Below are 24,255 nucleotides of genomic sequence, written 5' to 3'. Positions count from 1 at the left end.
TTGTTGCAATTAACGGCGCAATCCCGGGTCATTCCACCGTCACACTTTTCGCCAGGTTACGCGGCTTGTCGACATCCGTGCCACGCGCGCAGGCGGTGTGGTAGGCCAGCAATTGCAGCGGCACCACATGCAGCATGGGGGAGAGTTCACCGTAATGCTCGGGCATACGAATCACGTGCAAGCCCTCGCCGTTTTCAATGTGCGAGTCGGCATCAGCCAGCACATACAGCACACCGCCGCGGGCCCGCACTTCGTGCATGTTGCTCTTGAGTTTTTCCAGCAAGGCATCGTTAGGGGCCACGGTGACCACCGGCATGGCGCTGGTCACCAGCGCCAGCGGGCCGTGTTTGAGTTCACCGGCTGGGTAGGCTTCGGCATGGATGTAGCTGATTTCCTTGAGCTTCAAAGCACCTTCCATGGCAATCGGGTAATGCAGGCCACGACCCAGAAACAGGGCATTTTCTTTGGCGGCAAAGTCTTGTGCCCAAGCGATCACCTGCGGCTCCAAGGCCAGCACCGCCTGCAAGGCGGTGGGCAAGTGGCGCATGGCGGTAATGTGGCGAGCTTCATCGGCCTCACTCAGCAGCCCGCGTGACTGCGCCAGCGCCAGCGTCAGCAAAAACAAGCCGGCCAATTGCGCGGTGAAGGCTTTGGTGGAGGCCACCCCAATCTCGACCCCGGCGCGGGTTACATAGGCCAGTTCACACTCACGCACCATGGCGCTGGTGGCCACGTTGCAAACGGTCAGTGTGTGTGTCATGCCCAGGCTTTGCGCGTGGCGCAGGGCGGCCAGGGTGTCTGCCGTCTCGCCTGACTGCGTGATGGTGACGACGAGTGTGCGCGGGTTGGGCACCGAGTCGCGGTAGCGGTATTCGCTGGCCACCTCCACCTGGGTCGGGATTTTGGCAATCGACTCCAGCCAGTACTTGGCGGTGCAGCCGCTGTAATAACTGGTGCCGCAGGCCAGGATCAGCACCGAGTCAATGTCCTTAAAAACCCGAGCCGCACTGGCACTTTCACCATCAAACAACTCAGGGCAAATATGGGTGACCCCTTGCAAGGTGTCAGCAATCGCCCGGGGTTGCTCAAAAATTTCTTTTTGCATGTAGTGGCGGTACGGCCCCAACTCGGCCGCACCGCTGTGGGCATGCACCGTCTTCACCGGGCGCTGCTCGGGGGTAAGGGCCTTGAAAGTTTTGTCCACCAGCCAGTATTTGCCCAGCTGAATGTCTACCACATCACCTTCTTCCAGGTAAACAATCTGGTCGGTCACCCCGGCCAGGGCCATGGCATCGCTGGCCAGGTAATGCGACTGGCCGTCTAACCCGACTCCGAGAATCAGCGGTGAACCGGCACGTGCCCCAATCAGGCGGTGCGGCTCATCCTTGCAAAACACCGCAATGGCATAAGCACCACGCAGCGAGGCCAATGCAGCTTTGACCGCCTCAAACAAGTCACCGTCATACAGGCTGTCGATCAGATGGGCAATCACCTCGGTGTCGGTCTGGCTTTGAAACACATAGCCCTTGGCCTGCAAAGCGGCACGCAAATCGTCATGGTTTTCAATGATGCCGTTGTGCACCAGCGCAATGCGCCCTGGGCGGCTGTACGCATCTGCACCGGGGCCGTGGCTGAAATGCGGGTGGGCGTTGCACACGGCGGGTGCGCCATGGGTCGCCCAGCGGGTGTGGGCAATGCCGGTGGTACCTTCCAGATGGGTGCTGGCAATTTGATCCATCAACTCGGATACCCGTGCGGTGCTGCGGGCACGTTGCAACCCATTGGCATAAACAGCCACTCCACACGAGTCATAACCCCTGTACTCCAATCGGGCCAGGCCCTGTACCAAAATGGGAACGATGTTTTGCTGGGATACCGCGCCGACAATGCCACACATAAAGTTTGCTCCTTGAAATAAGGAACTCATCTTAGATACCTCAAAAAGAAATAAGGCATCTATTTTTTTATTTTTTTGATTGAAAATTTCATGAAAAATATTTAATATAGATTTATTTCATAAATTTAATAATTACGAATGAAAACCTCACTATCTCTGCGCCATTTTCTTCTAGCACTGGCTGTGGTCGCCGTATGGGGCAGCAACTTTGTGGTCATCAAACTGGCTTTGGGACAAATGCCGCCCCTGCTGTTTGCCACTTTGCGCTTCATTGTGGTGGTGCTACCCACGGTGTTTTTCCTGCCGCGCCCGGCCGTCCCGTGGCGTAATCTGGCCGCTTATGGCTTGTTGATCGGGGTCGGACAATTTGGCTTGCTGTTTGTCGCGATGAATGGCCACATCTCCCCCGGCCTGGCCTCGCTGGTGATCCAAACCCAGGTGTTTTTCACCATTGGCCTGGCCATGTGGATGGCGGGTGAATCCTTGCAGCGGGTGCAATGGCTGGCCCTGGGCCTGGGCGCTGCGGGCCTGGCGGTGATCGTGTCACACACCGACGGCAGCACCACACCACTGGGGCTGGGCCTGATTTTGCTGGCCGCCCTGTCCTGGGCCGGCGGCAACCTGGTCAACCGCTCGGCTGGACGCATCCACATGGTGGCCTATGTAGTGTGGTCCAGCCTGTTTGCCGTGCCACCACTGATTTTGCTGACCCTCTGGATGGAGGGCTGGGATGCGGTGGCCATCAGCTTGGCGCAGGCCGATGCCTTCACCTGGGCGGCCGTGGCCTGGCAGGCCTGGGGCAATTCGCTGTTTGGCTACGCCGCCTGGGGCTGGCTGCTGGCGCGTTATTCCGCCGCCACCATCACCCCCATGGCGTTGCTGGTGCCGCTGTTTGGCATGGGTGGCTCGGCACTCTGGCTGAATGAGGGCTTGCCCGCCTGGAAACTGATCGCCGCCACACTGGTGCTCAGCGGCTTGGCACTGAACCTGCTGTGGCCTTGGTGGATGCAACGGCGCAAACGTGCCCAAGCTGCCCGCTGAACGATATATACACACCTCGCCCATGAACCCATTGGAACTTGACCCGATTGACCTGCAACTGCTGGCGCGCTTGCAAGTGGACTCCTCTTTAAGCAACCAGGCGCTGGCCGAGCTGGTGCACGTGTCGCCCCCCACTTGCCTGCGCCGCGTCAAACGGCTGGTGGAGGCCGGGTTGATCGAGCGCGAAATTGCCATCCTGAGCGTGGACACCCTGGCGCAGGTGATGGGTCACAGCCTGTGTGCGGTGGCAGAAATCACGCTGGATCGGCAAGACCAGAACGCACTGGTGGCTTTTGAGAAAAAAGTCGCCACCGAGGATGCCGTGCAGCAGTGTTACCGCGTCTCACCCGGGCCGGATTTTGTGCTGGTGATCCATGTGCGCGACATGCCCGACTACCTGGCGCTGACACAACGCCTGTTCACCACAGATGCCAATGTGCGCAACGTCAAAAGCTTTTTCAGCATCAAGCGCAGCAAGTTTGGGGCCGCCGTGCCACTGCCAGCCTCAATTTGAAAGTTATACAAACCATTCTGGCCTCTAGCGCTTGTTAATCAAGCGCAAGCAGCTATCACTTTTGAATCATTGCCGTGACGGCAAACTGATCTGCACCTGGCAGCCCCCATTCACCTGGGCGCTGATGCCGATGCTGCCACCCATGTGCGCCAGCAGCTTGCGGCTGGCCACCAGACCCAGGCCCAGGCCTTCAAAATCACGCACCGGGTGCAGCTTGGCAAACACCTTGAACAGCTTGCTGGCCTGCTCCGGCACAAAGCCGATGCCGTTGTCGGAGATGGTGATCTGGCAGAGTTTCATGTCCTCGGAGTCCACAGGCATCATCCATTGCCAGGTGATGTTGATCTGCGCCAGCTCGCGTTTGCGGGTGAACTTCATGGCGTTGTCCAGCACATGGCTGAACACCTGGCGCAACAGGTCGGCATCGGCCCACAGCTCAGGAAAATCCTGTGCCATGTGCCATTGCAGCTGGCGCTGCGGCTGTTGCTGTTGCAGCTCGTCCAGCACCGACTGCAACAAGGGCAGAACTTGCACCGCCTGGAGTTTGACCGCTTGCTGGCCGAGCCGGGACAACATCAACAACCCGTCAAGCTGTTGCGTGAGCAACTGGGCCGACTGATGGATGGTGGCCAGATGCGCCCGAATGTCGGGCGGTGCATCCGGCAAGTCTTCTTCAATGACTTGGGTGAACGCCCGAATGTGGCGCAGCGGGGCCCGCAGATCGTGCGACACGCTGTAGGTGAAGTCCTGAAACTCGGTGCGCAACTGCGCCAGCTCGTGCTTCAGGCGCTCCACTTCAACTTCTTGCTCAGGTGCGGCAGACATCGGGTTTACTTGGCCTTTTGCGGCCGTTTCCAGTTGGCAATGCTTATTTGTCGTGCGCGTGCCACCGTCAGCGCCAGCGGGGCCGTGTCTTTGGTGACGGTGGAGCCGCCGCCCACCGTACCACCCGCGCCAATCGTCACCGGGGCCACCAGCACACAGTTGCTGCCAATGTGCACATCGGCCTCGATCACGGTGCGGTGTTTGTACGCGCCGTCGTAGTTGGCGGTGATGCTGCCTGCGCCGTAGTTCACCCGCTCGCCCACCGTGGCATCACCCAGGTAAGCCAGGTGGTTGGCCTTGGCACCCTTGGCCAGGGTGGAGTTTTTCACCTCGACAAAATTGCCAATGTGCACCTCGGCCCCCAGTTTGGCACCGGGGCGCAGGCGGGCAAACGGGCCAATCAGCGCACCGGCTCCCACCTCCACCGCATCCTTGCCGCCGGGCTTGCCACCTTCGATGTGGGTGAAGGGGTGAATCACCGCACCCGCACCAATCACCGCGTCGCGGATCACACAATTGGCCCCGACCCGTGCCCCCTCGCCCAGGCTGACCTGGCCTTCAAACACGCAGTTCACGTCAATCGACACGTCTTGACCACACTGCAAACTGCCGCGCACATCCAGCCGCGCCGGGTCGGCCAGGCGCACGCCTTGCTCCATTAATTGGAGCGCGATGCGCTTCTGGTAAGCCCGCTCCAGCTCAGCCAGTTGCACCGGGCTGTTGACCCCTGCAACCTGCACAGCATCCGCAATCTTGTGCGCCACCACCGGCAGCCCATCGGCCACGGCAAATTTCACGATGTCGGTCAGGTAGTACTCGCCCTGGGCGTTTTGGTTGTCGAGCCGGGTCAGCCATTGCTTCAGCAGCACGGCGGGCACGGCCATGATGCCGCTGTAGACCTCGGTGATACGGCGCTGCTCGGGTGTGGCATCTTTTTGCTCGACGATGGCCTTGACCGTGTCGCCCTCGCGCACGATGCGGCCATAACCGTTGGGGTCAGCAAAATCAATGGTGAGCAGCGCCAGCTTGGTTCCTGCGCAGGCGGCAATGAGCTGTTGCAAGGTGTCGGCCTGCGTCAAAGGCACGTCACCCGACAGCACCACCACCACACCATCGTCACGCAGCACTGGCACGGCTTGCTGCACTGCGTGGCCGGTGCCCAATTGCGGCTCCTGGCGCACAAAATTCAAGTCAAATTGGCTTGTAGCCCCCGTATTAACTGCGAGAGCAGCTTCTACTTCTATAGCGCCATGGCCGGTGATCACGGTCACCTGGCGGGCCTGTAATTCAGCCGCGGTGTCCACCACATGTTGCAACAAAGCCCGCCCGGCCAGCTGGTGCAAAACCTTGGGCAGCTTGCTCTTCATGCGTGTGCCCTTGCCCGCCGCCATAATGACCACGTCCAGCGGCTTGACTGAAAAAATGTCCAAAGTACCCGTCATACGAACCTTCCTTGTCCTGTCAGTTTGAATGCCTGCATTATCAGCGGGCAGTTTCTGGCCTGAATCCCAACTTACCCGCACACACCATGGCCATCAGCGTTTTCGACCTCTTCAAAATCGGCATCGGCCCCAGCAGCTCCCACACCGTGGGGCCGATGCGGGCCGCCAGCCTGTTCATTCAAGCGCTGACTCAGCAAGGCCTGCTGGCCAGTGCAACCAGCATCACCTGCGAGCTGTATGGCTCGCTCGGGGCCACCGGCAAAGGCCACGGCTCGGACGTGGCGGTGATGCTCGGGCTGATGGGCCACGCCCCTGACACGGTGGATGTGGATGCAGTGCCCAGCCTGATCGCCCAGGCCCGCGCCAGCCAAACCCTGCCGCTGGCCGGTGGCCACAACATTCGTTTTGTGGAAAAAGAACACCTGCTGATGTACCGCCGCGAAGCCCTGGCCGAGCACCCCAACGGCATGAAATTCACCGCCTGCGATGCCCAGGGCCAGCCACTCAAACAGTCCAAGTACCTCAGCGTCGGTGGCGGTTTTGTGGTCACTGCCGGGGCGGCCAACGAGGCCGTGTTGACCGAATACCAAAAAGTACCCTACCCCTTCACATCCGGCGCTGAACTGCTCTCACTTTGCGAGCAGCACAGTTTAAGCATCAGCCAGCTGATGTGGGCCAATGAGCGCACCTGGCGCAGTGACGACGAGATTCGCACCGGCCTGCAAGCCATCTGGCGCGTGATGCGCGAATGTGTGCAGCGGGGCTTAAGCCGCCAGGGCGAGCTGCCCGGTCCGTACAAGGTGCAACGCCGCGCCCCGGTGCTGGCCGCGCAACTGCGCGAACGCGCCGAGCGCACCTTGGCCGACCCTTTGAGCGTGCTGGACTGGGTCAACGTCTACGCCTTTGCGGTGAACGAAGAAAACGCCTCGGGTGGCCGGGTGGTGACCGCCCCCACCAACGGGGCCTCGGGTGTGATCCCGGCGGTGCTGCACTACTGCGACCGCTTTGTGGTGCCCGTAGGCGGCCTGCGTGGGCAAGAGCTGGCCATGGACGAGGTGAGCAACTTCCTGATGAGTGCTGCCGCCATCGGCATGCTGTACAAGCTCAACGCCTCGATCAGCGGGGCCGAAGTCGGCTGCCAGGGCGAGGTCGGTGTGGCCTGCTCGATGGCCGCCGCCGGCCTGGCCGCCGTCATGGGCGGCAGCCCGGCGCAGGTGGAAAACGCCGCCGAAATCGGCATGGAACACAACCTGGGCCTGACCTGCGACCCGGTCGGCGGCCTGGTGCAAGTACCCTGCATCGAGCGCAACGCCATGGGCGCAGTGAAAGCCATCAACGCCGCCCGCATGGCCCTGCAAGGCAACGGCAGCCACGTGGTGTCGCTCGACAAAGTCATCAAAACCATGCGCGACACCGGGGCCGACATGAAGACCAAGTACAAGGAAACCTCACGCGGGGGGCTTGCGGTGAATATTGTGGAGTGCTGATGGTGTCGCTTCGGCAGCTTGACGGCGATTGCGCTCAACTGAGCATGAGCATCGCTTTCACTATGCATTAAGGAGCGTCTTGCGCATATGAAGCAAGGGTTAGAGGCCTATTTTGTTTAATAAACTCAGCAAAACTGCTACGGAAGAAAATTCAAATTTGATAGTGGTTTGCGCAATATTGACAAGGGCTAGAGGCCAATTTCAGGCTATGTCTGAATTAGCTGTTGCAATTGGAATCTCCCCATAGCCTCACTCAGACAAATGGCTGGAGACATGCTTTGGCAGTAGCGCTCCAACATGCGCCGCCAGCCAAGATAGTTTTCTAGATACTTGGTAGCCACCCCGTGAAAGCGTTTCATCCACTGCTTGAGGCGACTGTCATAAGCGTTGACATTTTGGATATGGAAAGCCCCCTCAATGACGTGTATGCCCTTGTGAACATTGATGGCGCGATGGGTCAAGCCCATATTGCGGGCAACCTTTTGATAAACCCGCGCACCATCCGTACACAGGATGGCATCCTTGTCCACCAAGGGGCCAAGCACGTCGGTGATATGGGATGCGTCGATTTTTTGTAGCCGGAAATCAGCTGTTTGTCCGCTGCGATCACGTACTACCAATACGGCAATGTGCTCCCACGCAGCACCCACCCCAGCACGTTTGCGTGCGCACCGGGGCAGCTTGCGTTGTCCTTTGAAGGACTCCAGAAAGAAGGTCTCATCAGCCTCGACAATTCCGCCTTCATGCGCGGGGCGATGTGTGGCAGCGGCCTGCAGAAAGCGATGCCGCCAGAGAAATGCGGTGTTTTTATCCACGCTGCAGCATTGGGCGGCCTGGCGCACGCTCACGCCCTCAATCAATGTCTGCGCATAGCCAAGCCATTGTTCGCGTTTGCGCAAGTGTGCCAAGGGCGTGCCGGTGAGCGCATTGCAGGTTTTGCCGCAGGCGTGGCAGCGCAGGCGTGGCAGCCCATGGCTGTGTCCCCAAGGTCGTAGTTGTTCGGCTGGGGCCTGACAGTTGGGGCACACGTTGGGGCCCTGAAGTACGCCAGCAATGGCTGCACCTGACGTATGGGGAAGCCCTTTGAGGGTTTCTCGTACCCTTGCCAGCTGCTTGGTGCTCAGAGATTCCAGCTGACTGAGAAGTTTGGCAAAGTCGCTAGGGTTCATGCTGCTCCTCCATGACTACTCTTCTCCTTCACTTTAGGCTGAACTCACATATCTTTCAACAGCTAATTCAGACATAGCCCAATTTCACTCTAAATTTTCAGCACTCAACACCTGTTGACCTGCTGGCCCAACTCAGGGCGAATGGGTGTTGATGACCTGAGTCATTGCTTTTCATATGCCAAATTGGCCTCTAGCGCTTATATATCAAGCGCAAGAAGCTATTTGTTTTGTAGCATTTTGTGGACTGCTTGCAAGGGGAAAAGCTCAAGCTAGCGCGGCACGCCTTGCAGATGCCCGCAGCACTCAACCCACGGGCGCTGGAGTCGGCTCAAGTCTTTATGGCCCGTGTGAGCAGGATGGATGTGGGCTTGTGCCCGGTGTGCAAAGTCGGGCACTTGCGAACGGTTGAGGTGTTGGCTGGGGTCAGGCAGTTGCCAGTTCCGGGTTCGCTGGCCTGGCCACAGGAGCGGGGGCCTCCGTGAGGCACAAGCAGACGGCTGGAATTGGCAGAGGGTTTCACGTCAGCGGCAAAGCTGGCGGGGGCAAGGCTGTGCCTCACGCTGGCACAGCGCCAGGCAAGGCGCAAAACGCAACGCTCAGGCGCGAATGCATGCTTGTTTGGCGCGTGAGTTGGGCGGTCTGCCAACAGATTGACGCTGCAGTCCCGCTATGATCTGACATCACACGCAGGGGAGAAGCTTTCAATCCCCCTATTCGCCACCGTCCACACAGGCGGTTCAGTCCAACATGGTTTATCAGCCGCGGGAGGTGTCTATGGTTTCTTCAAGCATTGCAGCGCGGCGGATAAACGCTGATTGTTGGGCATCGAATCACTCTAAGGAAGCGCAATGAAAGCCAATGAAAAAGTTGAAGCATGGATGAAGTTCTTTTTCTCCAATTATCTTTGGCTAGGCATTGTTCTGGTCTTGCTCTCAGTTGTATTGGCAGAGCAGTTCAAGATCGCCGACCTATGGTTTACGTCGATCACAGGACTAATACAGTCCATAGGTATCGCCATTGTCGTTGCTGCAATATTTACGTTCGCTGCCGGAACCTCGGAGTTCGTAAACAAAATCCGTGAGTTGCTTCAGGACATTGTGGTAAGCAGAAATTTTCTTGGCAATATTGATGCCGAGAGTAAGCGCGAGGCATTGAGCTCACTAATTAAACCATCCTCAGAAGAAAAGCGTATCTATTCAAATATTGAGGACTATTTGAATACATACATTACTCAAGCCATGGATGTAACTGGAAAGTGCGTCAGGAGTAACTACACAGTTAATGTCAGAGCATATATCGACAAATCAAAGGATAGAGTAGTTTGTGAATCGAAAATTACCTATCGGTTGTTTCCGACAAAGCAAGGCTATAGCGATATCAAGGTAGGATTCTTTGAAAAAGAAAAAGATTCAAACTGTGATCGTATAATTATCAATACGCCGCATGGTGAGCGCAAGGTGATAACTGAGCTTACATATGAGCCAGTGGAGATTGATGCTGGAAAGGCGCGGCTTGCGACAATCGATTTGAGTACATATCAGAAAAATTGCTCTCATTTGGATATCGAGATCAATATGGTGGAGCCCGGCTTTGATCATTGGAAAATGCTCTCGTTCAGTGCGCTCCAACCGACTGACGGATTCAGACATTTCCTTAGATGTGAAGATGGTTTGGCGATAAAGGACTTTCACACGTTTGTTTTCGGGGCGCAGGTATATATTGACGCCAAAGGTGAAAATGAATTGACCATTAGTTGTAATGAGTGGGTCAATGAAGGCACCGGTCTTTCAATCTTAATCTCCAAACCCCAAGCTCATCCTGAAAGCGATGCCCAACCCGGCGGTCAACCTGACGCTGCGCCATAAATCGGCGCAGCCCCGGTTACCTTGAACGTTGGTCACCAAGTCAACAAAAGTTCAGGAGTCACGGATGGTAAGAAAGCCAAAAATCGAGCCAACCTTCGACTATCACCTCTCGTCCGCGTTCAAAGACGAAGACATATTGGCACTCGTATTGAAAGGCCATCTGGTCATCGAAGCAATGCTCGGCAAAATCCTAGAGAAAGCAGGTTTTGGTGAAGAGATTTGGCGGTGGCCATTCCTAACGAAAGTCGAAAAGTCCATTGAGAATAGCCCCATGCCCCAATGGGTAGGAGACATCTGTAACGACCTCAATGACATTCGCAATGATTACTGCCATTCTCTGGGTCATGAGGTGTCGTTCTCCGAGGTTTATGCACACGTACAGCGATGGAGCTCGTTAGGCCTCGAATACACTGACGAGACCATCTATTCAGATGCAGTGGAGTCTGAAGATATATATGGCGTAGAGGGAATTCTCACGGAGACGCTCTCGAATACCATGGATGAAATCAACAATGTTTTCGGGCAAATAGGCCTGAAGGAAACATATCTAAAATGAGCTTGATAGGGTTGCTGCCCAATCGGGTAGCCGGGAGTCTCTAACTCCCAGCCCCCACACCACCCACCATGCGGGTCTGCAGTGGGCGGTTCAACAAGTCGGCACGCTCGACGAAGTTTTCCTCTTCTTTCCCGTGTAGCCCTGTGCCTTGCACCACAGGTCCTTCACACTGAGCAAACCTTGTTCCTTTAGCCAGCCTTGCAGGCCGCACCCACGCCGCAGGCGTGGCCTCTTCGTGCTGTCCAACAGTGCGCAGGCACTGTTGGAGCCGCAGCGCTCAGCGTTGGAAATGGCTTGGTTGATCTCCGGGGTTCTGGACATTTGCCAGTAGCTGTTGCTACTGACACCGTGCTGAATCGCGGACTTCAGGTCAACCCCCAAAGCCAGCAGATTCTTGATCTTGGGTAACGCTCCCAGCGCCACTGTTTCCAGTAGCACATGCGAATACGCCGTCTGATCCACTCGTCCAGTTCGGGGACGGGCCGGTAGTACTGGCTGATGCCAAAGTACGCCGTCCAGCCCCGAAGATATTGCCCCAGTTTTCGCAGCCGGTATTCCAGCAGCCAAACCCTTGCAGGGCGCGTCGGGCCTCAAGACCCGCCCCTTCGCCTGTCACAAACAGTCCGCAGGGACTGTTTGTGTAGTGGCTCAGCCCCAGCTTCTGCCTGTGAGCTCTTTGATCCGGTGCTTGAAGTCCGCCAGCGCCTTATCGGTCCAGCGTATTTTCTTGCCCTTGATCGTGAAACCCAGAAAGGCGCATTCGCTCATCGTTGCTGCTTTGCTTTTGGCCAAGTTGACTTTGAGCTTGAGGGTGGTCTCCAGATACCGCGTGATGGAGTCCATCACCCGCTGTGCCGCGCGTTGGCTTTTGACCAGAATGACCATGTCATCGGCGTAACGTGCAAAGCGGTGTCCCCGCTTCTCCAGCTCAATGTCAAGCTGGTGCAGCAGGATGTTTGCCAGCAGTGGCGACAGTGGCCCTTCAGTGCCCCGACTCCTGAACACCTACTATGGCCGCTGCTGACTTCTGCATCGTCACGGCCTGCATTGCTGCAAGTCGCGCTGTACTCGGGCTTCCTCCAGACCAACCCTCACGGGTCAGCCCCTTCGTAATCGTCGGTAGACGATTACGGACACGCCGTCGGCATGGCCTCCAACGTTAAACAGCTGCACTATTTGCAACTTGACTTGTCACAAACGATAAATACAATGTATGTATGATTAAGTTCGAATGGGATGAGCCCAAAGCCGTTGCAAATCTCAAGAAGCATCAGGTGTCTTTTGAAGAAGCCAAGACGATATTTTTCGACGAATTTGGCATTCAATTCTTCGATGAGGAACACTCATCCGACGAAGAGAGCTTTCTGATGCTTGGTATGAGCTCGGGGGCAAAGCTGCTCATCGTCTGTCATTGCGAACGGGAGCACGGTGCAGTTATTCGCATCATCTCTGCTCGCAAGGCGACCAAGCGCGAAAGCGCGTTCTATCGAGGTGAACAACCATGAAAGCAGAATACGATCTTTCCAAACTGAAGTCCCGCAAGAATCCATACGCGTCCAAGTTGAAGAAGCCTGTGACCATGCGTCTTTCGGAGGATGTTGTGGACTACTTCAAGGGAATGGCCGAGGAATCGGGCGTTCCCTATCAGAGTCTGATTAACCTGTATCTACGCGACTGCCTTGCCAACAGTCGAAAGGTACAAATTAATTGGCCACAAGCCGTTTAATAAGCTGCTCATCGCGGACACGCAGCAGAAGGAAACCGCTTCGCAGCGCCTGCAGTGCGCCGGACAGCACCAACGTTAAACACCATGCCGTCTGGTGACTCCCGCCGGGTTTGGTTGCAAGTCTTCCAATGCCGACTCTGATTCCGGTCACCCGTGCCCTTGAGCCTTCCCGTTTAACTTGTATATGACAAAACAGGCTCTAGACAATGTCATACAAGCGCTAGAAGCTATCTATTAAATAGCAAAAAGATCAAATCGGCCACACCACCCCATGGTCATTCAAAATAGCATCCATGGGCAGATCATGCGGTTCAGGTTCAAAGTCGGGTAAAAAGTCGGTGCCAAAGCTCAAACCCACGGTGAAGGGCCGGGGTGACAGGCCCGCCAGCATGCGGTCATAAAATCCGCCGCCATAACCCAGCCGGTAGCCGCCAGCGGCGTAGCCAACGCAGGCCACAAACAGCAAGCTGGGGTGGATGACCTCGGTATCTTTGGGTTTGGGGATGCCATAGGCATCGTCTTCCATGGGGCAGCCGGGGTACCAGGTGTGAAATGTCATGGTTTTGTGAACTTTGTCCACCACCGGCAGTCCAATCTTGCGCAGCTGGGGTTGTTCGATGAGTTCACCGTCTTCCTTCCAGCGGTGTAAGGCGGGCAGTGGGTCAAATTCACCCTTGATCGGCCAGTAAGCGCCAATCACGGTGTCGGATCGACCCACCAGCCATATGCGCATGATTTGTTGCAAAGCGGCAATACGCTGTGCACGATCAGGCAGTTGCAAGCGTTGCGTAATGAGGTGCTGGCGTAAGGCTTTTTTCTCAAGCGCTCTTTTTTCTTCAGAGTTATCCATAATCTCCACATGCAGTTCAGAACTATTTTGACATCGATTGCCCTTGCGGGCTTACTGGGCGGCGTAACAACCACCATACTGGCGGCCGCACCGGCCGCCAACCCTGCTGATGAGGTGGTGCTGGAGATGGCCCAAGCCTTCAAAAAAGGCCAATCCAAACGTCTGAGTGAGTTGTTGCCCTTGACACGCGGTCATGTGTTGGAGCCTTGGGCCGCCTATTGGGAGCTCCGATCCCGGCTGGAAAGCGCCTCCGCACAAGAGATCAGCACGTTTCTGCGCCGCTACCCGGACACTTACCAGGAAGACCGTTTGCGCAACGACTGGCTGTTGTTGCTGGGCCAGCGCCGTGACTGGAACCAGTTTGTGCAAGTAGCCCCCAGCTACCGCATGAAAGATGACCGCGAAGTGCGCTGTTACACCCTGGCCATGGAGCACATTCTGGGTGGGGTGGACATGTCGCATGAAGTCAAAGACCAGTGGTATGCTCAAAAAAATGCCGGCGATGGCTGCACACTCGCCGCCCAGGCCCACTTTGACAACCAGCAACTCACCCCCGCAGACATCTGGCGCAAGGCCCGTCTGAGCCTGGAGGCGCGGCAAATCAAAGCCACGCAGCAAGCCGTGGACATGGTGGCCCCCCAGGCCGATGCGGCACTGACCAGCCTGTTGGTCAAACCCGAAAAGTATTTGAGCAAGACCACCCCCCGCAGCCTGAGGAATGATCAAGAACTGGCCGTGCTGGCGCTGATCCGGCTGGCGGAAACCGACCCGGAGGGTGCCGCCCAGTTGCTGGGCCACCGCTGGGCAGCCCAGCTTGATGCCCAGCAACGTGCCTGGGCCTGGGGTGCCATTGGCAAGCAGGCCGCACAAAGACTGGCACCCAACGCGCTCGGCTTTTTTGCCAACGCCAATGCCGCTGATTTAAGTGACGAGCACCTCACTTGGTATGCCCGCGCGGCCCTGCGGGCCAACCAATGGCCGCGGGTGTTGTCATCAATTGCCGCCATGAGCCCGGCCACCGCCGCCGAGCCAACATGGGTTTACTGGCGCGCCCGCGGTTTGCTGACCCTCACCCAGAACAATGCGGCCCAGCAAGAAGCCCGCACGCTGCTACAGAGTATTGCTGGCGTGCGCGGTTTTTATGAGTTGCTGGCGCAAGAAGAGCTGGGCCTACCCATCACCCCGCCGCCGCAGCCAGAGCCGCTGACGGCCACCGAGAAAGAAGCCGCCCGGACCAACCCCGGTTTGCAACGCGCCCTGGCCGCCATCCAGCTGGGCTTGCGCAGCGAGGGTGTGCGCGAATGGAACTACGCCACCAACATGCACCAGGCCGGTGGCATGTCTGACCGTGAGCTGCTGGCCGCCGCGGATCTGGCTTGTGAGCACGAGGTGTGGGACCGCTGCATCAACACCAGCGAACGCACCAAGCGCGTGGTGGACCTGAAACAGCGCTTTCCCATGCCGCACAAACAGGCGGTATTGGAGCGCACCCGTAACATTGGGCTTGACCCGGCCTATGTGTATGGCCTGATCCGGCAGGAAAGCCGCTTTGTCATGGATGCCCAATCCGGCGTGGGGGCCGCCGGCCTGATGCAGGTGATGCCCGCCACTGCCCGCTGGACGGCCAAAAAAATCGGCCTGACCGGCTTTACCCCGCAGCAACTCAGTGAACGGGACACCAACATTGCCATTGGCACCGGTTACCTGAAACTGGTGCTTGACGACTTTGCCGGCTCCATGCCGATGGCCGCAGCGGCCTACAACGCCGGCCCAGGACGACCACGCAATTGGCGCGGCCAAAGCGGCGGCCCGGTGATGGAAGCCGCGATCTGGGCTGAAAATGTGCCCTTTAACGAAACTCGCGATTACGTCAAGAAAGTGCTGGCCAACACCACCATTTATGCAGCCATGATCAGCGGCAAAACTCAATCGCTCAAAGCCCGGCTGGGGCAGATTGGCCCGCAGGATGCGACGGTAACCGCCCATCAAGAGCTGCCCTGAACACCTTGTGGCCTTGGCATCTACAATCTTTTGACATAAAAAGTTGGAGATTCCATGCGCAATATCGTCTTGTCGTTGGTCGTGATGGCTGCGCTCAGTGCCCAGCACCAAAGCTTTGCACAAAGCCTGACGGGTAATCACCTTGACCGCATCCAGACCACCCACTCATTGCGCGTTTGCATCTGGCCAGACTACTACGGCATCACCTACCGCAACCCCAAAACACAGCTGTTGTCGGGCATTGATATTGATTTAGCCCATGAGCTGGGCAAAGACCTGGGGGTCGCGGTGCAATTCGTTGACAGCTCATTTGCCAAGCTGATCGAAGACGTGACCCAAGACCGTTGTGATGTGGCCATGTTCGCCATTGGCATCACCCCCCAGCGATCCGAAAAGCTGCGCTTTACCCAACCCCATCTGGCCAGTGACATCTACGCGGTAACCACCAAAACCAACCGGCGCATCAAGAGCTGGGACGACATTGACAAAACCGGTACGGTGGTCGCGGTGGCCAAGGGCACACTCCACGAACCGGTGATGAAAGACAAGCTCAAAGCGGCACAACTGCTGATTCTGGACACACCGTTTGCGCGTGAACAAGAAGTGCAGTCCGGCCGCGCCGATGTGTTCATGACCGACTACCCTTACAGCCAACGCTTTTTGGCCAATGCCGACTGGGCGCGCCTGGTATCCCCACCCAGCGCCTATCACATCACGCCTTACGCCTACGCCATCAAACCAGGTGATGAGGCCTGGCTCAAACGCCTTGAAACCTTTGTCAGCACCATCAAACGCGATGGCCGCCTGATGACCGCCGCCAAACGCCACCAACTCGACCCCATCGTCGCCCCATGAGTTCGGCTCCGCGCCAGCTGCGCCGGGTCTTTGTACTCGGTCTGGTGTCGTTTATGGCGGGCATATTGACGCTCACCGTTTACACGCTGTGGCGGCTTCGCGCGGATACGCTGGAGAATGGTCTGCAGGTTTCAGCACTGCACTCGCGCAGTTTTGAGGATTTTTTGACGCAGAGCCTGCGCGTCTCGGAATTGGCAGCCGCCAACACGCCCCCACCGAACCGTCTGAATTCAAACCTGAAGCAGATCGAGAACGCTTTTCTCAACACCTTGCGCCAGACCCCTTTTCTGCGCTCCATGTCCCTCCAGGATGATGCCGGACGCATTTTGGCAAGCTCCAACCCGGCCAATGTCGGCCTCATGGTGACCACCCGGAACTACTTGCCAGAGGATGTGAATGACCAGGCGATTTTGCGTATTGGTCAACCATGGGCCGGACGTGATTTTGCCAATGGGCGAGCCACCAGCCCAGCACAACCCATGGCACCCGACGAACAGAGCTTTATTCCGGTCACGAAAACCTTGCTGATGGACGGATACAAGTTGCGGCTGCTGATTGCGCTCAACCCGGACTATTTTCTCAACCACATGGTGAGTGCCCTGGAAAACGAAGAAGGCATCGTCGAAGTCCTGCGTTATGACGGCATCCTGCTGATGAGCACCAGCCCACAGGCCAAGGCGGGCTCCTTGCACGGGTATGTGGTGGATGAGCTGCTCAAGGGACAGGTTGAAACGGGTTCGCTGGAGCAAAACTACGAACATGACGAGAAGGTATTGACCTCGTTTCGATCATCCCGTCTGTACCCCTTTGTGGTCATCACCCATCTGGCGCGCAACAGTGTGCTGCAACCCTGGATGACCGAGGTCAAAACCCTGCTGGCGGTACTCGTCCCGGTGCTGCTGGCCATCACCCTGCTGAGCATCAGCATGTACCGCCGCCAAATGGAAGCGGCGGCACATCGTGACGAGACAGAACGGCTGCTGCGCATCAATGCCACCGTGTTTGATGCCAGCTCGGAGGCCATCATCATCACCGATGCGCAGGCCAACATCCTGTCGGTCAACACCGCCTTCACGGCGATCACCGGCTATGCCGAGCACGAAATCCAGGGCCATAACCCACGCTTGCTCGCCTCGGGTCAGCATGACCCAGGCTTCTACACCAACATGTGGACCACACTGGTACACACCGGAAAATGGCAGGGCGAGCTGGTCAACCACCGCAAGGACGGCACACCTTTTGATGCCCAGGTGTCGATCACCCGGTCCCTCAACAGCCAGGGCCAGGTGCAACACTACGTGGGGGTGATGGCCGACATCACGGCACAAAAACAGAACGAAACCATCCGCAACGAGCTCAACCGCGACTTTGTCTCTTTTCTCGAAAACACCAGCGATTTCATCTATTTCAAAGACAAGGACAGCCGCTTTCGCTTTGCCAGCCAACCGCTGGCCGATGTCACCGGTCACGCCAGTTGGCGCGACATGATCGGCAAACATGATCTGGAGGTTTTTCCCCCCGAAACCGCCAGGATTTATCACCACGAGGAGTACGCCGTGTTTCACGATGGCAAACCCTTGCTCAACAAGATTGACCCCTACTTTGACGCATCCGGGCGCAAAGGCTGGGTCAGCACCAGCAAATGGCCGCTGTTTGATTTCGACGGGAAAGTGGTCGGCTTGTTTGGCATCAGCCGCGACATCACGGACCAAAAGCAGAACGAGGCCAAACTGGAGCTGGCCGCCAGTGTGTTCAGCAACTCGCGCGAAGGCATCCTGATCACCAACCTGGACGGTGTCATCATCGATGTGAATGAAGCGTTCAGCGACATCACGGGCTACGCGCATGACGAAGTGATCGGCAAGAACCCCCGCATTCTGAACTCGGGGCGGCAAAGCAAGGCTTATTACCTGGCCATGTGGCAAAGCCTGACCACCAAGGGCCACTGGTATGGTGAAGTCTGGAACCGGCGTAAAACCGGCGAGGTGTATGCCGAAATGCTCACCATCAGCACGGTGCACAACGCACAAGGCCTGGCGCTGCATTACGTGGCCCTGTTTTCGGACATCACGATGACCAAAAAACATGAACAGCAGCTTGAACACATTGCCCACTACGACACCTTGACCAGTTTGCCCAACCGTGTGTTGCTGGCCGACCGTTTGTCGCAGTCCATGGCACAAGCCCAGCGCCACGGCCGCAAACTGGCGGTGGTTTTTCTGGATCTGGACGGCTTCAAAGCAGTCAATGACACCCACGGACATGATGCCGGGGATCTTCTGCTGACCACGCTGGCCAACCGGATGAAACACGCCTTGCGCGAAGGCGACACCCTGGCGCGTATTGGTGGCGACGAGTTTGTCGCCGTTCTGGTGGATTTGTTGCATACCGACGAGAGTCTGCCGATTCTGAAACGACTGTTGGGTGCGGCGGCTGAACCCATTCAGCTGGGTGATTTCCGGCTGCAGGTTTCAGCCAGCCTGGGGGTCACGTTTTACCCGCAGGACAGCGAGATGGATGCCGATCAGCTGCAGCGCCAGGCCGACCAGGCCATGTACCAAGCCAAGGTGTCCGGCAAAAACCGCTACCATTTCTTTGATGCGGAACAGGATCGCAACGTGCGCGGTCATCATGAAAGCCTGGAACGTATCCGTCATGCCATTGCCACTGATGAATTTGTGCTGTATTACCAACCCAAGGTCAACCTGCGCACCGGGGAAATCATCGGAGCCGAAGCGCTGATCCGCTGGCCACACCCCGAGCATGGCCTGTTGGTACCCGGACAATTTCTACCCACCATTGAAAACCACCCGCTGGCGATTGATTTGGGGGAATGGGTCATCAACCAGGCCATGACCCAGATGCAGGACTGGCACGAAGCCGGGCTGGATCTGCCGGTGAGCGTTAATGTGGGTGCACGACAGTTGCAGCAACATGATTTTGTGCCACGCCTGCAATTGATCCTGGCAGCCCACCCGGACATCAACCCCGGCTGCCTGGAACTTGAAGTGCTGGAAACCAGCGCACTGGAAGACATCGACGCGGTGTCCCAGGTGATCCAGACTTGCCGGGAATTTGGCGTGATGTTTGCGCTGGACGATTTCGGCACCGGCTACTCCTCCCTCACCTATCTAAAACGCCTGCCGGTGGCTCAACTCAAGATTGATCGAAGCTTTGTCAGCGACATGATGGACAACCCCGACAACCTGGTTATTCTGCAAGGGGTGATTGGCCTGGCCAGGGCCTTCCACCATGAGGTCATTGCCGAAGGTGTTGAAACCCTGGCACAAGGCCGAGTCCTGCTGGAACTGGGCTGTGAGCGGGCACAGGGGTTTGGCATTGCCGCGCCCATGCCAGCACAAGATTTTCTGCAGTGGGTCAGCACCTGGCAGCAGGCACAGCCCTGGCTGGAGTTATCCGCCCCTTAAGATCGCCAGCCAGCACCCATCCTGGCGTGCCCGAACGCGCTATCCTTTGGATTTTTGCAGGACGCATCATGAAACTCTACATCGGCAACAAAAACTACTCTTCTTGGTCCATGCGCCCCTGGGTGCTGCTCACCCAAGCCGACATTCCCTTTGAAGAGGTGATGGTGCGCTTTGATGCCTTCACACCAGATTCCGCCTTCAAAACCGCCCTGAAAAACATCTCCCCCACCGGCAAGGTGCCGGTGCTGCAAGAGGACGACCTGCTGGTGTGGGACACCCTGGCGATTGCCGAATACGTGGCAGAGCGCTTCCCGGAATGTGAGCTCTGGCCGCATGACCAGGCGGACCGGGCCCGCGCCCGCAGCGTCTGCGCCGAAATGCACAGCGGCTTTGGGGCCCTGCGCAGCGCCTGCCCAATGAACATCGAAGCCAGCCTGCCCGACACCGGCGCACTGATCTGGCGTGACAACGCCGCTGTACGTGCCGATGTCGAGCGGCTGGTCAGCCTTTGGCGGGACTGCCTGCGCACCAGCGGCGGGCCGCTGCTGTTTGGCAACTTCAGCGTGGCCGATGCCTATTTCGCCCCTCTCTGCACCCGCCTGATCACCTATACGCTGCCCCTGCCAGAAGACATCAGCGCCTACGTGCAGCGGGTGCTGACTTTGCCGGGCGTGCAAGCCTGGATGGAGGCCGCCCGCGCCGAGCACGACTTTCTGGCCTTTGAAGAGCCTTACCGGTTACACCGCTGACATGCAGATTTACCTGGTGGGTGGTGCGGTGCGTGATGCCTTGCTGGGCCGCCCCACCCAGGACCGTGACTGGGTGGTGGTTGGCGCCAGCCCGGAACACATGCTGGCGCAGGGCTACACGCCGGTGGGCAAAGACTTTCCGGTGTTTCTGCACCCCCGCACCCATGAGGAATACGCGCTGGCCCGCCTGGAACGCAAAACTGCCCCCGGCTACCACGGCTTCGCCATCCACACCGCCCCGGATGTCACCCTGGAAGACGATCTGGCGCGCCGCGACATAACTATCAATTCAATAGCTGTTAGCGCTTGCCATACAAGCGCCAGAGGCCAATTTGATCTCAAAAATGTGATCGACCCCTACGGTGGCGTGCAAGACCTGGCGGCCAAACTGTTTCGCCATGTCAGCCCGGCGTTTCGCGAAGACCCGGTGCGCATTCTGCGGGTGGCCCGTTTTGCCGCCCGCTTCACCGACTTCAGTGTGGCCCCCGAAACCCTGGCGCTGATGCGTGAGATGGTCGACAGCGGCGAAGTCGATCACCTGGTGAGCGAACGTGTCTGGCAAGAAATCGCCCGCGGCCTGATGGAAGCCCAACCCTCACGCATGTTCGCCGTGCTGCGCGACTGCGGCGCCCTGGCGCGCCTGCTGCCCGAAGTTGACCGCTTGTGGGGCGTGGCGCAACGTGCCGACTACCACCCAGAAGTGGACACCGGTGTCCATGTGATGATGGTGCTGGACATGAGTGCGCAGTTACAAGCCAGCCTACCGGTGCGCTTTGCCTGCCTGGGCCATGACCTGGGCAAGGGCAACACCCCGGCCGACATCCTGCCGCGCCACCTGGGCCATGAAGGGCGCAGCGCCCAACTGCTCAAGCCCCTGTGTGAACGCCTGCATGTGCCCAACGACTGCCGCGAACTGGCCGACGTGATGGCGCGTGAACACAGCAACATCCACCGTTGCCTGGATCTGAACGCCGCCGCCCTGATGCGCCTGCTGGAGCGCTGTGATGCGCTGCGCAAACCCGCGCGTTTTGCCGACATGCTGCTGGCCTGTGAATGTGATGCCCGTGGCCGCCTGGGTTTTCAGGATGAGCCCTACCCGCAACGCCCCCTGTTGCTTCGGCTACTGACAGCGGCCCAAAGTGTTGCTACCAATGAGATAGCTGCTCAGGCAATGGCGGCGGGCGCTACAGGGCCCAAAATAGGTGAATTGATTCATCAGGCACGGGTGGAGGCGGTGCGGGCGATCATGTGAGTTGTACGTTGTGGGTGAAGAAGGTTTTTTTGTTGCGCAGACTTTTGTATTCCCCCCCCGATCCCCCCCGCCCTTTCCACCCCCGCCGGGGCGGAAAGGGAGCCTAACAGCCGTATTTGGCCGCGTGTTTTGACAGAGGGCATACAACGCGAGCGGCCAACGCAGCGGCAAGTGTGTCAACCGAGTTTGGGGCATCAATGCACTTGAGCGTTGGCTAACGGTCTATCAGTGCAAGCATCACCGCACCCTCACACTGCCTCGTTGGCCGAAGCCTTGTCTGGCTTCCGTTTAGATTCGCGGCCAAATACGGCTGTTGGCTCCCCTTTCCGCCCCGGCGGGGGTGGAGAGGGGTTGGGGGTGAGGGGGGGACTACAAAAGCATCATTCTCAAACCACTCCAAAATCAAACCGAATTTCAGCTCGGTTATGCTCCACCCCATGTCCAGCTTACTCATCATTGAAGACGACGAACTGCTCCGCGACGGCCTGTGCGCACAGCTCACGCTGGCTGGGCACCACGTTACGACCGCTGCCGATGGCGAAGTGGCGCAGACATTGCTTGAAACCCAGCGCTTTGATGGCGTGGTGCTGGATTTGGGCCTGCCCAAAATCAGCGGCATGGAGGTGCTGCGCTGGGTGCGCAAACGTTTGCCCGCGCTGCCGGTACTGATCCTCACCGCACGTGACGACATTGAAGACCGGGTGCAGGGCCTCAACGCCGGGGCCGACGACTACCTGACCAAACCGTTTGACATGGCCGAACTACAAGCCCGCCTGGGCTCCTTGCTGCGCCGTGCGCGTTTGCCGGCGTTTGGCGGTTCGCTTGAAGTGGTCAGCAGCCACACCGCCCGCAGCCTGCGGGTGGATGCCCACCTGCCACAAGCCTGGCTGGGGGATGAAGAACTGGAGCTGACCCAGCGCGAATGGGCGTTGCTGTCACTCCTGGTGACCCATGCCGGGCGGGTAGTCAGCCGGGAAGACGTGCTGGAATCCTGGCAAAGTGACCCGGTCGAAGCCGGTGGTGTGGCCTCCAATGCGCTGGAGGTCTACATCCACCGCCTGCGCCGCAAGCTGACCGACTCGGGTCTGAACATTCGCAACGTACGCGGCCTGGGCTACATGCTGGAAACCACCAGCACATGAATACCCCCGCCCCCGCACAACGTGGTTTGTCACTGAGACGCCAGTTGTTGTTGTGGCTACTGCTGCCCCAGCTGGTGCTGTTTCTGGTGGGGGGGGCACTGGCTTACCGCATTGCGCTGAATTACGCTGAAAAAGCCATTGACCAGTCGCTCACCCAATCAGTGCGCTCGCTGGCCCGCCAGGTCAAGCCGATTGGTTCGGGTTTGCTGGTGGACTTTCCGAAGGCGGCACAAGACATCATTGAACAAGACCCGAAAGACCGGGTAAGTTATATGGTGTCGAGCCCGCCAGGCCTGTTTTTGTTGGGCAATGGCAAGTTGCCAGCGCCAAATAACGTGCCCGACATCCAGCCCAACACGCCCTTGCTCTACAACGCCAGGATTGACCACAAGCCGATGCGTGTAGCGCTGCTGGAAGTGGACTACGGTGAAGACAAGTCCCCCCAGCGCCTGCGGGTGCAAGTGGCCCAAAGTCTGGCCGTACAAGAGCGCCTGACGACCGAGCTGATTGCCGACATGCTGATGCCGCTGTTGCTGCTGGGAGCCGTGTTGAGCATGCTGGTATACGGTGGCATTTCACGTGGCCTGCAGCCACTGACCCGGTTGCAGGCCCAGCTGGGAGACCGGCACCACCAGGCGCTGTCGGATGTGTCACCGATTGAGCTGACCCAAGCCCCGCAAGAAGTCCATGCCCTGGCGGCTGCGCTTAACCAACTGTTGACCACGGTACGGCGCAGTCTGAGCCAGGAAAAGCGTTTTTTGAACGATGCGGCGCATCAGTTGCGTACACCACTGGCCGGGCTGATCAGCCAAACCGAACTGGCCTTGGGTGAAAGTGACCCCGCGGCCCTGCGTGAGCGCCTGACCAAGGTACTCTCCGGGGCCAAACGCAGTGCCCACCTGGTGCATCAACTGTTGTCGTTGGCGCGTCATGAGGTTGAAGTGAAATTGCAACCGCTGGATGTGGCGGCGCTGGCGCGTGAAGTGGCACGCGAATGGACCCCGCGCGCCCTCAAAATCGGGGTGGACCTGGGTTTTGAAGGCGCAGACCACCTGCAAGTGGAAGGCGAGCCCCTGCTGCTGCGCGAAGCCTTGAGCAACCTGATTGACAACGCCTTGACTTACGCAGGCACCGGTTGTGAAGTCACCCTGAGTGTGCAATCCCGGGATGAGCAGGTGCTGCTGGAGGTCGCAGACAACGGCCCAGGCTTGGCCGATGAGGACTTGCCACATGTGTTTGAGCGTTTCTGGCGTGCCAGCGCCCTGCCGGGCGGCTGTGGCCTGGGACTGGCCATCGTGGCAGAGATTGCCTTGCGTCATGCCGGCCAAGCCAGGGTGATCGGCAATTTACCCCATGGTCTGCGGGTACAACTCTGGCTGCCTGCGTCTGTGGTGCTTGTATAACAATTGGATACATTTGTATCGGGCACAAATGCCAGACAGACGCGGAAGTCACC

The 24,255-nt window shown here is 58.2% G+C and carries 23 protein-coding genes; 15 read left to right on the top strand and 8 right to left on the bottom strand.

What is annotated here, in order from left to right; all coding sequences use genetic code 11:
• Window positions 1-28 precede the first annotated feature (28 nt).
• Window positions 29-1,897: a glutamine--fructose-6-phosphate transaminase (isomerizing) gene (gene glmS / locus LDN84_RS02885; protein WP_223907897.1), complete on the bottom strand. Its 1,869-nt coding sequence runs from the start codon at window positions 1,895-1,897 to the stop codon at window positions 29-31.
• A 138-nt stretch (window positions 1,898-2,035) separates the two neighbouring features.
• Here glmS and LDN84_RS02880 point away from each other — a divergent pair, with 138 nt between their 5' ends.
• Both LDN84_RS02880 and LDN84_RS02875 read left to right on the top strand, forming a co-directional pair.
• Window positions 2,036-2,938, top strand: a complete 903-nt coding sequence (locus tag LDN84_RS02880) for an EamA family transporter (protein ID WP_223907894.1) — start codon at window positions 2,036-2,038, stop codon at window positions 2,936-2,938.
• A gap of 22 nt (window positions 2,939-2,960) precedes the next feature.
• On the top strand, window positions 2,961-3,452 hold the full coding sequence (locus tag LDN84_RS02875; protein ID WP_223907891.1) for an Lrp/AsnC family transcriptional regulator: 492 nt from the start codon (window positions 2,961-2,963) through the stop codon (window positions 3,450-3,452).
• A 66-nt stretch (window positions 3,453-3,518) separates the two neighbouring features.
• On the opposite strand, the gene LDN84_RS02870 is transcribed toward LDN84_RS02875, so the two are convergent.
• Together LDN84_RS02870 and glmU are read right to left on the bottom strand one after the other, a co-directional pair.
• On the bottom strand, window positions 3,519-4,277 hold the full coding sequence (locus LDN84_RS02870) for a sensor histidine kinase (RefSeq protein ID WP_223907889.1): 759 nt from the start codon (window positions 4,275-4,277) through the stop codon (window positions 3,519-3,521).
• A gap of 5 nt (window positions 4,278-4,282) precedes the next feature.
• Window positions 4,283-5,719: a bifunctional UDP-N-acetylglucosamine diphosphorylase/glucosamine-1-phosphate N-acetyltransferase GlmU gene (glmU, locus tag LDN84_RS02865; protein ID WP_223907887.1), complete on the bottom strand. Its 1,437-nt coding sequence runs from the start codon at window positions 5,717-5,719 to the stop codon at window positions 4,283-4,285.
• A gap of 86 nt (window positions 5,720-5,805) precedes the next feature.
• Here glmU and LDN84_RS02860 point away from each other — a divergent pair, with 86 nt between their 5' ends.
• Window positions 5,806-7,206, top strand: coding sequence for an L-serine ammonia-lyase (locus LDN84_RS02860; RefSeq protein WP_223907882.1), 1,401 nt, complete (start codon window positions 5,806-5,808; stop codon window positions 7,204-7,206).
• 206 nt (window positions 7,207-7,412) lie between these two features.
• Here LDN84_RS02860 and LDN84_RS02855 read toward each other — a convergent pair whose 3' ends face one another.
• On the bottom strand, window positions 7,413-8,375 hold the full coding sequence (locus LDN84_RS02855; protein ID WP_223907879.1) for an IS1595 family transposase: 963 nt from the start codon (window positions 8,373-8,375) through the stop codon (window positions 7,413-7,415).
• 239 nt (window positions 8,376-8,614) lie between these two features.
• Here LDN84_RS02855 and LDN84_RS02850 point away from each other — a divergent pair, with 239 nt between their 5' ends.
• From LDN84_RS02850 to LDN84_RS02840, 3 genes are all read left to right on the top strand, one after another.
• Window positions 8,615-8,857, top strand: coding sequence for a hypothetical protein (locus LDN84_RS02850; RefSeq protein WP_223907867.1), 243 nt, complete (start codon window positions 8,615-8,617; stop codon window positions 8,855-8,857).
• A 366-nt stretch (window positions 8,858-9,223) separates the two neighbouring features.
• Complete coding sequence (locus LDN84_RS02845; RefSeq protein ID WP_223907864.1) at window positions 9,224-10,240, top strand: hypothetical protein; 1,017 nt, start codon at window positions 9,224-9,226, stop codon at window positions 10,238-10,240.
• Window positions 10,241-10,304: 64 nt separating this feature from the next.
• Window positions 10,305-10,796 (top strand): hypothetical protein, encoded by a 492-nt coding sequence (locus tag LDN84_RS02840; protein WP_223907861.1) that lies wholly within the window; start codon window positions 10,305-10,307, stop codon window positions 10,794-10,796.
• A 90-nt stretch (window positions 10,797-10,886) separates the two neighbouring features.
• Here the strand turns inward: LDN84_RS02840 and LDN84_RS02835 are convergent, their stop codons facing one another.
• The 3 genes from LDN84_RS02835 to LDN84_RS02825 form a co-directional block, all read right to left on the bottom strand.
• A complete protein-coding gene (locus LDN84_RS02835) occupies window positions 10,887-11,234 on the bottom strand; it encodes a hypothetical protein (protein WP_223907858.1) in 348 nt (115 codons plus the stop codon).
• Complete coding sequence (locus LDN84_RS23075) at window positions 11,162-11,335, bottom strand: group II intron maturase-specific domain-containing protein (protein ID WP_353961411.1); 174 nt, start codon at window positions 11,333-11,335, stop codon at window positions 11,162-11,164. The genes LDN84_RS02835 and LDN84_RS23075 overlap by 73 nt, the downstream gene beginning before the upstream one ends.
• A 109-nt stretch (window positions 11,336-11,444) precedes the next feature.
• Complete coding sequence (locus LDN84_RS02825) at window positions 11,445-11,801, bottom strand: reverse transcriptase domain-containing protein (protein WP_223907855.1); 357 nt, start codon at window positions 11,799-11,801, stop codon at window positions 11,445-11,447.
• 212 nt (window positions 11,802-12,013) lie between these two features.
• Between LDN84_RS02825 and LDN84_RS02820 the strand changes: the two genes are divergently transcribed.
• The gene (locus LDN84_RS02820; protein WP_223907852.1) at window positions 12,014-12,301 is read left to right on the top strand and encodes a BrnT family toxin; all 288 of its coding nucleotides are present in this window, start codon (window positions 12,014-12,016) and stop codon (window positions 12,299-12,301) included.
• Window positions 12,298-12,522, top strand: coding sequence for a BrnA antitoxin family protein (locus tag LDN84_RS02815; RefSeq protein ID WP_223907849.1), 225 nt, complete (start codon window positions 12,298-12,300; stop codon window positions 12,520-12,522). The genes LDN84_RS02820 and LDN84_RS02815 overlap by 4 nt, the downstream gene beginning before the upstream one ends.
• A 250-nt stretch (window positions 12,523-12,772) precedes the next feature.
• On the opposite strand, the gene LDN84_RS02810 is transcribed toward LDN84_RS02815, so the two are convergent.
• Entirely contained in the window at window positions 12,773-13,372 is a 600-nt protein-coding gene (locus tag LDN84_RS02810; protein ID WP_223907846.1) for a 5-formyltetrahydrofolate cyclo-ligase, read from the bottom strand.
• 9 nt (window positions 13,373-13,381) lie between these two features.
• On the opposite strand from LDN84_RS02810, the gene LDN84_RS02805 reads away from it, so the two are divergent.
• From LDN84_RS02805 to LDN84_RS02775, 7 genes are all read left to right on the top strand, one after another.
• Window positions 13,382-15,373 (top strand): lytic transglycosylase domain-containing protein, encoded by a 1,992-nt coding sequence (locus LDN84_RS02805; RefSeq protein ID WP_223907843.1) that lies wholly within the window; start codon window positions 13,382-13,384, stop codon window positions 15,371-15,373.
• A gap of 54 nt (window positions 15,374-15,427) precedes the next feature.
• Complete coding sequence (locus tag LDN84_RS02800; protein ID WP_223907841.1) at window positions 15,428-16,228, top strand: ABC transporter substrate-binding protein; 801 nt, start codon at window positions 15,428-15,430, stop codon at window positions 16,226-16,228.
• Window positions 16,225-19,656: a bifunctional diguanylate cyclase/phosphodiesterase gene (locus tag LDN84_RS02795; protein ID WP_223907838.1), complete on the top strand. Its 3,432-nt coding sequence runs from the start codon at window positions 16,225-16,227 to the stop codon at window positions 19,654-19,656. Before LDN84_RS02800 ends, LDN84_RS02795 begins: the two co-directional genes overlap by 4 nt.
• Before the next feature lie 65 nt (window positions 19,657-19,721).
• Window positions 19,722-20,405, top strand: a complete 684-nt coding sequence (locus LDN84_RS02790) for a glutathione S-transferase family protein (protein ID WP_223912714.1) — start codon at window positions 19,722-19,724, stop codon at window positions 20,403-20,405.
• A 1-nt stretch (window position 20,406) separates the two neighbouring features.
• The gene (locus LDN84_RS02785) at window positions 20,407-21,657 is read left to right on the top strand and encodes a multifunctional CCA addition/repair protein (protein WP_223907835.1); all 1,251 of its coding nucleotides are present in this window, start codon (window positions 20,407-20,409) and stop codon (window positions 21,655-21,657) included.
• A 437-nt stretch (window positions 21,658-22,094) separates the two neighbouring features.
• On the top strand, window positions 22,095-22,799 hold the full coding sequence (locus LDN84_RS02780) for a response regulator transcription factor (RefSeq protein WP_223907832.1): 705 nt from the start codon (window positions 22,095-22,097) through the stop codon (window positions 22,797-22,799).
• Window positions 22,796-24,202: a sensor histidine kinase gene (locus tag LDN84_RS02775; RefSeq protein WP_223907829.1), complete on the top strand. Its 1,407-nt coding sequence runs from the start codon at window positions 22,796-22,798 to the stop codon at window positions 24,200-24,202. The genes LDN84_RS02780 and LDN84_RS02775 overlap by 4 nt, the downstream gene beginning before the upstream one ends.
• Window positions 24,203-24,255 lie beyond the last annotated feature (53 nt).

Origin of the sequence: Rhodoferax lithotrophicus (assembly GCF_019973615.1) — a bacterium.
GTDB lineage: Bacteria > Pseudomonadota > Gammaproteobacteria > Burkholderiales > Burkholderiaceae_C > Rhodoferax > Rhodoferax lithotrophicus.
Note: the sequence above shows the minus strand (reverse complement) of the source record. Positions and strands in the feature narration are given on the sequence as shown.

Bases quoted from the DNA above. Each gene is read 5' to 3' on its own strand.
- LDN84_RS02875 (WP_223907891.1), top strand. From the start codon at position 2,961: ATGAACCCATTGGAACTTGACCCGATTGACCTGCAACTGCTGGCGCGC.
- LDN84_RS02840 (WP_223907861.1), top strand. From the start codon at position 10,305: ATGGTAAGAAAGCCAAAAATCGAGCCAACCTTCGACTATCACCTCTCG.
- LDN84_RS02860 (WP_223907882.1), top strand. From the start codon at position 5,806: ATGGCCATCAGCGTTTTCGACCTCTTCAAAATCGGCATCGGCCCCAGC.
- LDN84_RS02795 (WP_223907838.1), top strand. From the start codon at position 16,225: ATGAGTTCGGCTCCGCGCCAGCTGCGCCGGGTCTTTGTACTCGGTCTG.
- glmS (WP_223907897.1), bottom strand. From the start codon at position 1,897: ATGTGTGGCATTGTCGGCGCGGTATCCCAGCAAAACATCGTTCCCATT.
- LDN84_RS02785 (WP_223907835.1), top strand. From the start codon at position 20,407: ATGCAGATTTACCTGGTGGGTGGTGCGGTGCGTGATGCCTTGCTGGGC.
- LDN84_RS02820 (WP_223907852.1), top strand. From the start codon at position 12,014: ATGATTAAGTTCGAATGGGATGAGCCCAAAGCCGTTGCAAATCTCAAG.
- LDN84_RS02855 (WP_223907879.1), bottom strand. From the start codon at position 8,375: ATGAACCCTAGCGACTTTGCCAAACTTCTCAGTCAGCTGGAATCTCTG.
- LDN84_RS02800 (WP_223907841.1), top strand. From the start codon at position 15,428: ATGCGCAATATCGTCTTGTCGTTGGTCGTGATGGCTGCGCTCAGTGCC.
- LDN84_RS02805 (WP_223907843.1), top strand. From the start codon at position 13,382: ATGCAGTTCAGAACTATTTTGACATCGATTGCCCTTGCGGGCTTACTG.
- glmU (WP_223907887.1), bottom strand. From the start codon at position 5,719: ATGACGGGTACTTTGGACATTTTTTCAGTCAAGCCGCTGGACGTGGTC.
- LDN84_RS02845 (WP_223907864.1), top strand. From the start codon at position 9,224: ATGAAAGCCAATGAAAAAGTTGAAGCATGGATGAAGTTCTTTTTCTCC.
- LDN84_RS02780 (WP_223907832.1), top strand. From the start codon at position 22,095: ATGTCCAGCTTACTCATCATTGAAGACGACGAACTGCTCCGCGACGGC.
- LDN84_RS02870 (WP_223907889.1), bottom strand. From the start codon at position 4,277: ATGTCTGCCGCACCTGAGCAAGAAGTTGAAGTGGAGCGCCTGAAGCAC.
- LDN84_RS02880 (WP_223907894.1), top strand. From the start codon at position 2,036: ATGAAAACCTCACTATCTCTGCGCCATTTTCTTCTAGCACTGGCTGTG.
- LDN84_RS02775 (WP_223907829.1), top strand. From the start codon at position 22,796: ATGAATACCCCCGCCCCCGCACAACGTGGTTTGTCACTGAGACGCCAG.
- LDN84_RS02810 (WP_223907846.1), bottom strand. From the start codon at position 13,372: ATGGATAACTCTGAAGAAAAAAGAGCGCTTGAGAAAAAAGCCTTACGC.
- LDN84_RS02815 (WP_223907849.1), top strand. From the start codon at position 12,298: ATGAAAGCAGAATACGATCTTTCCAAACTGAAGTCCCGCAAGAATCCA.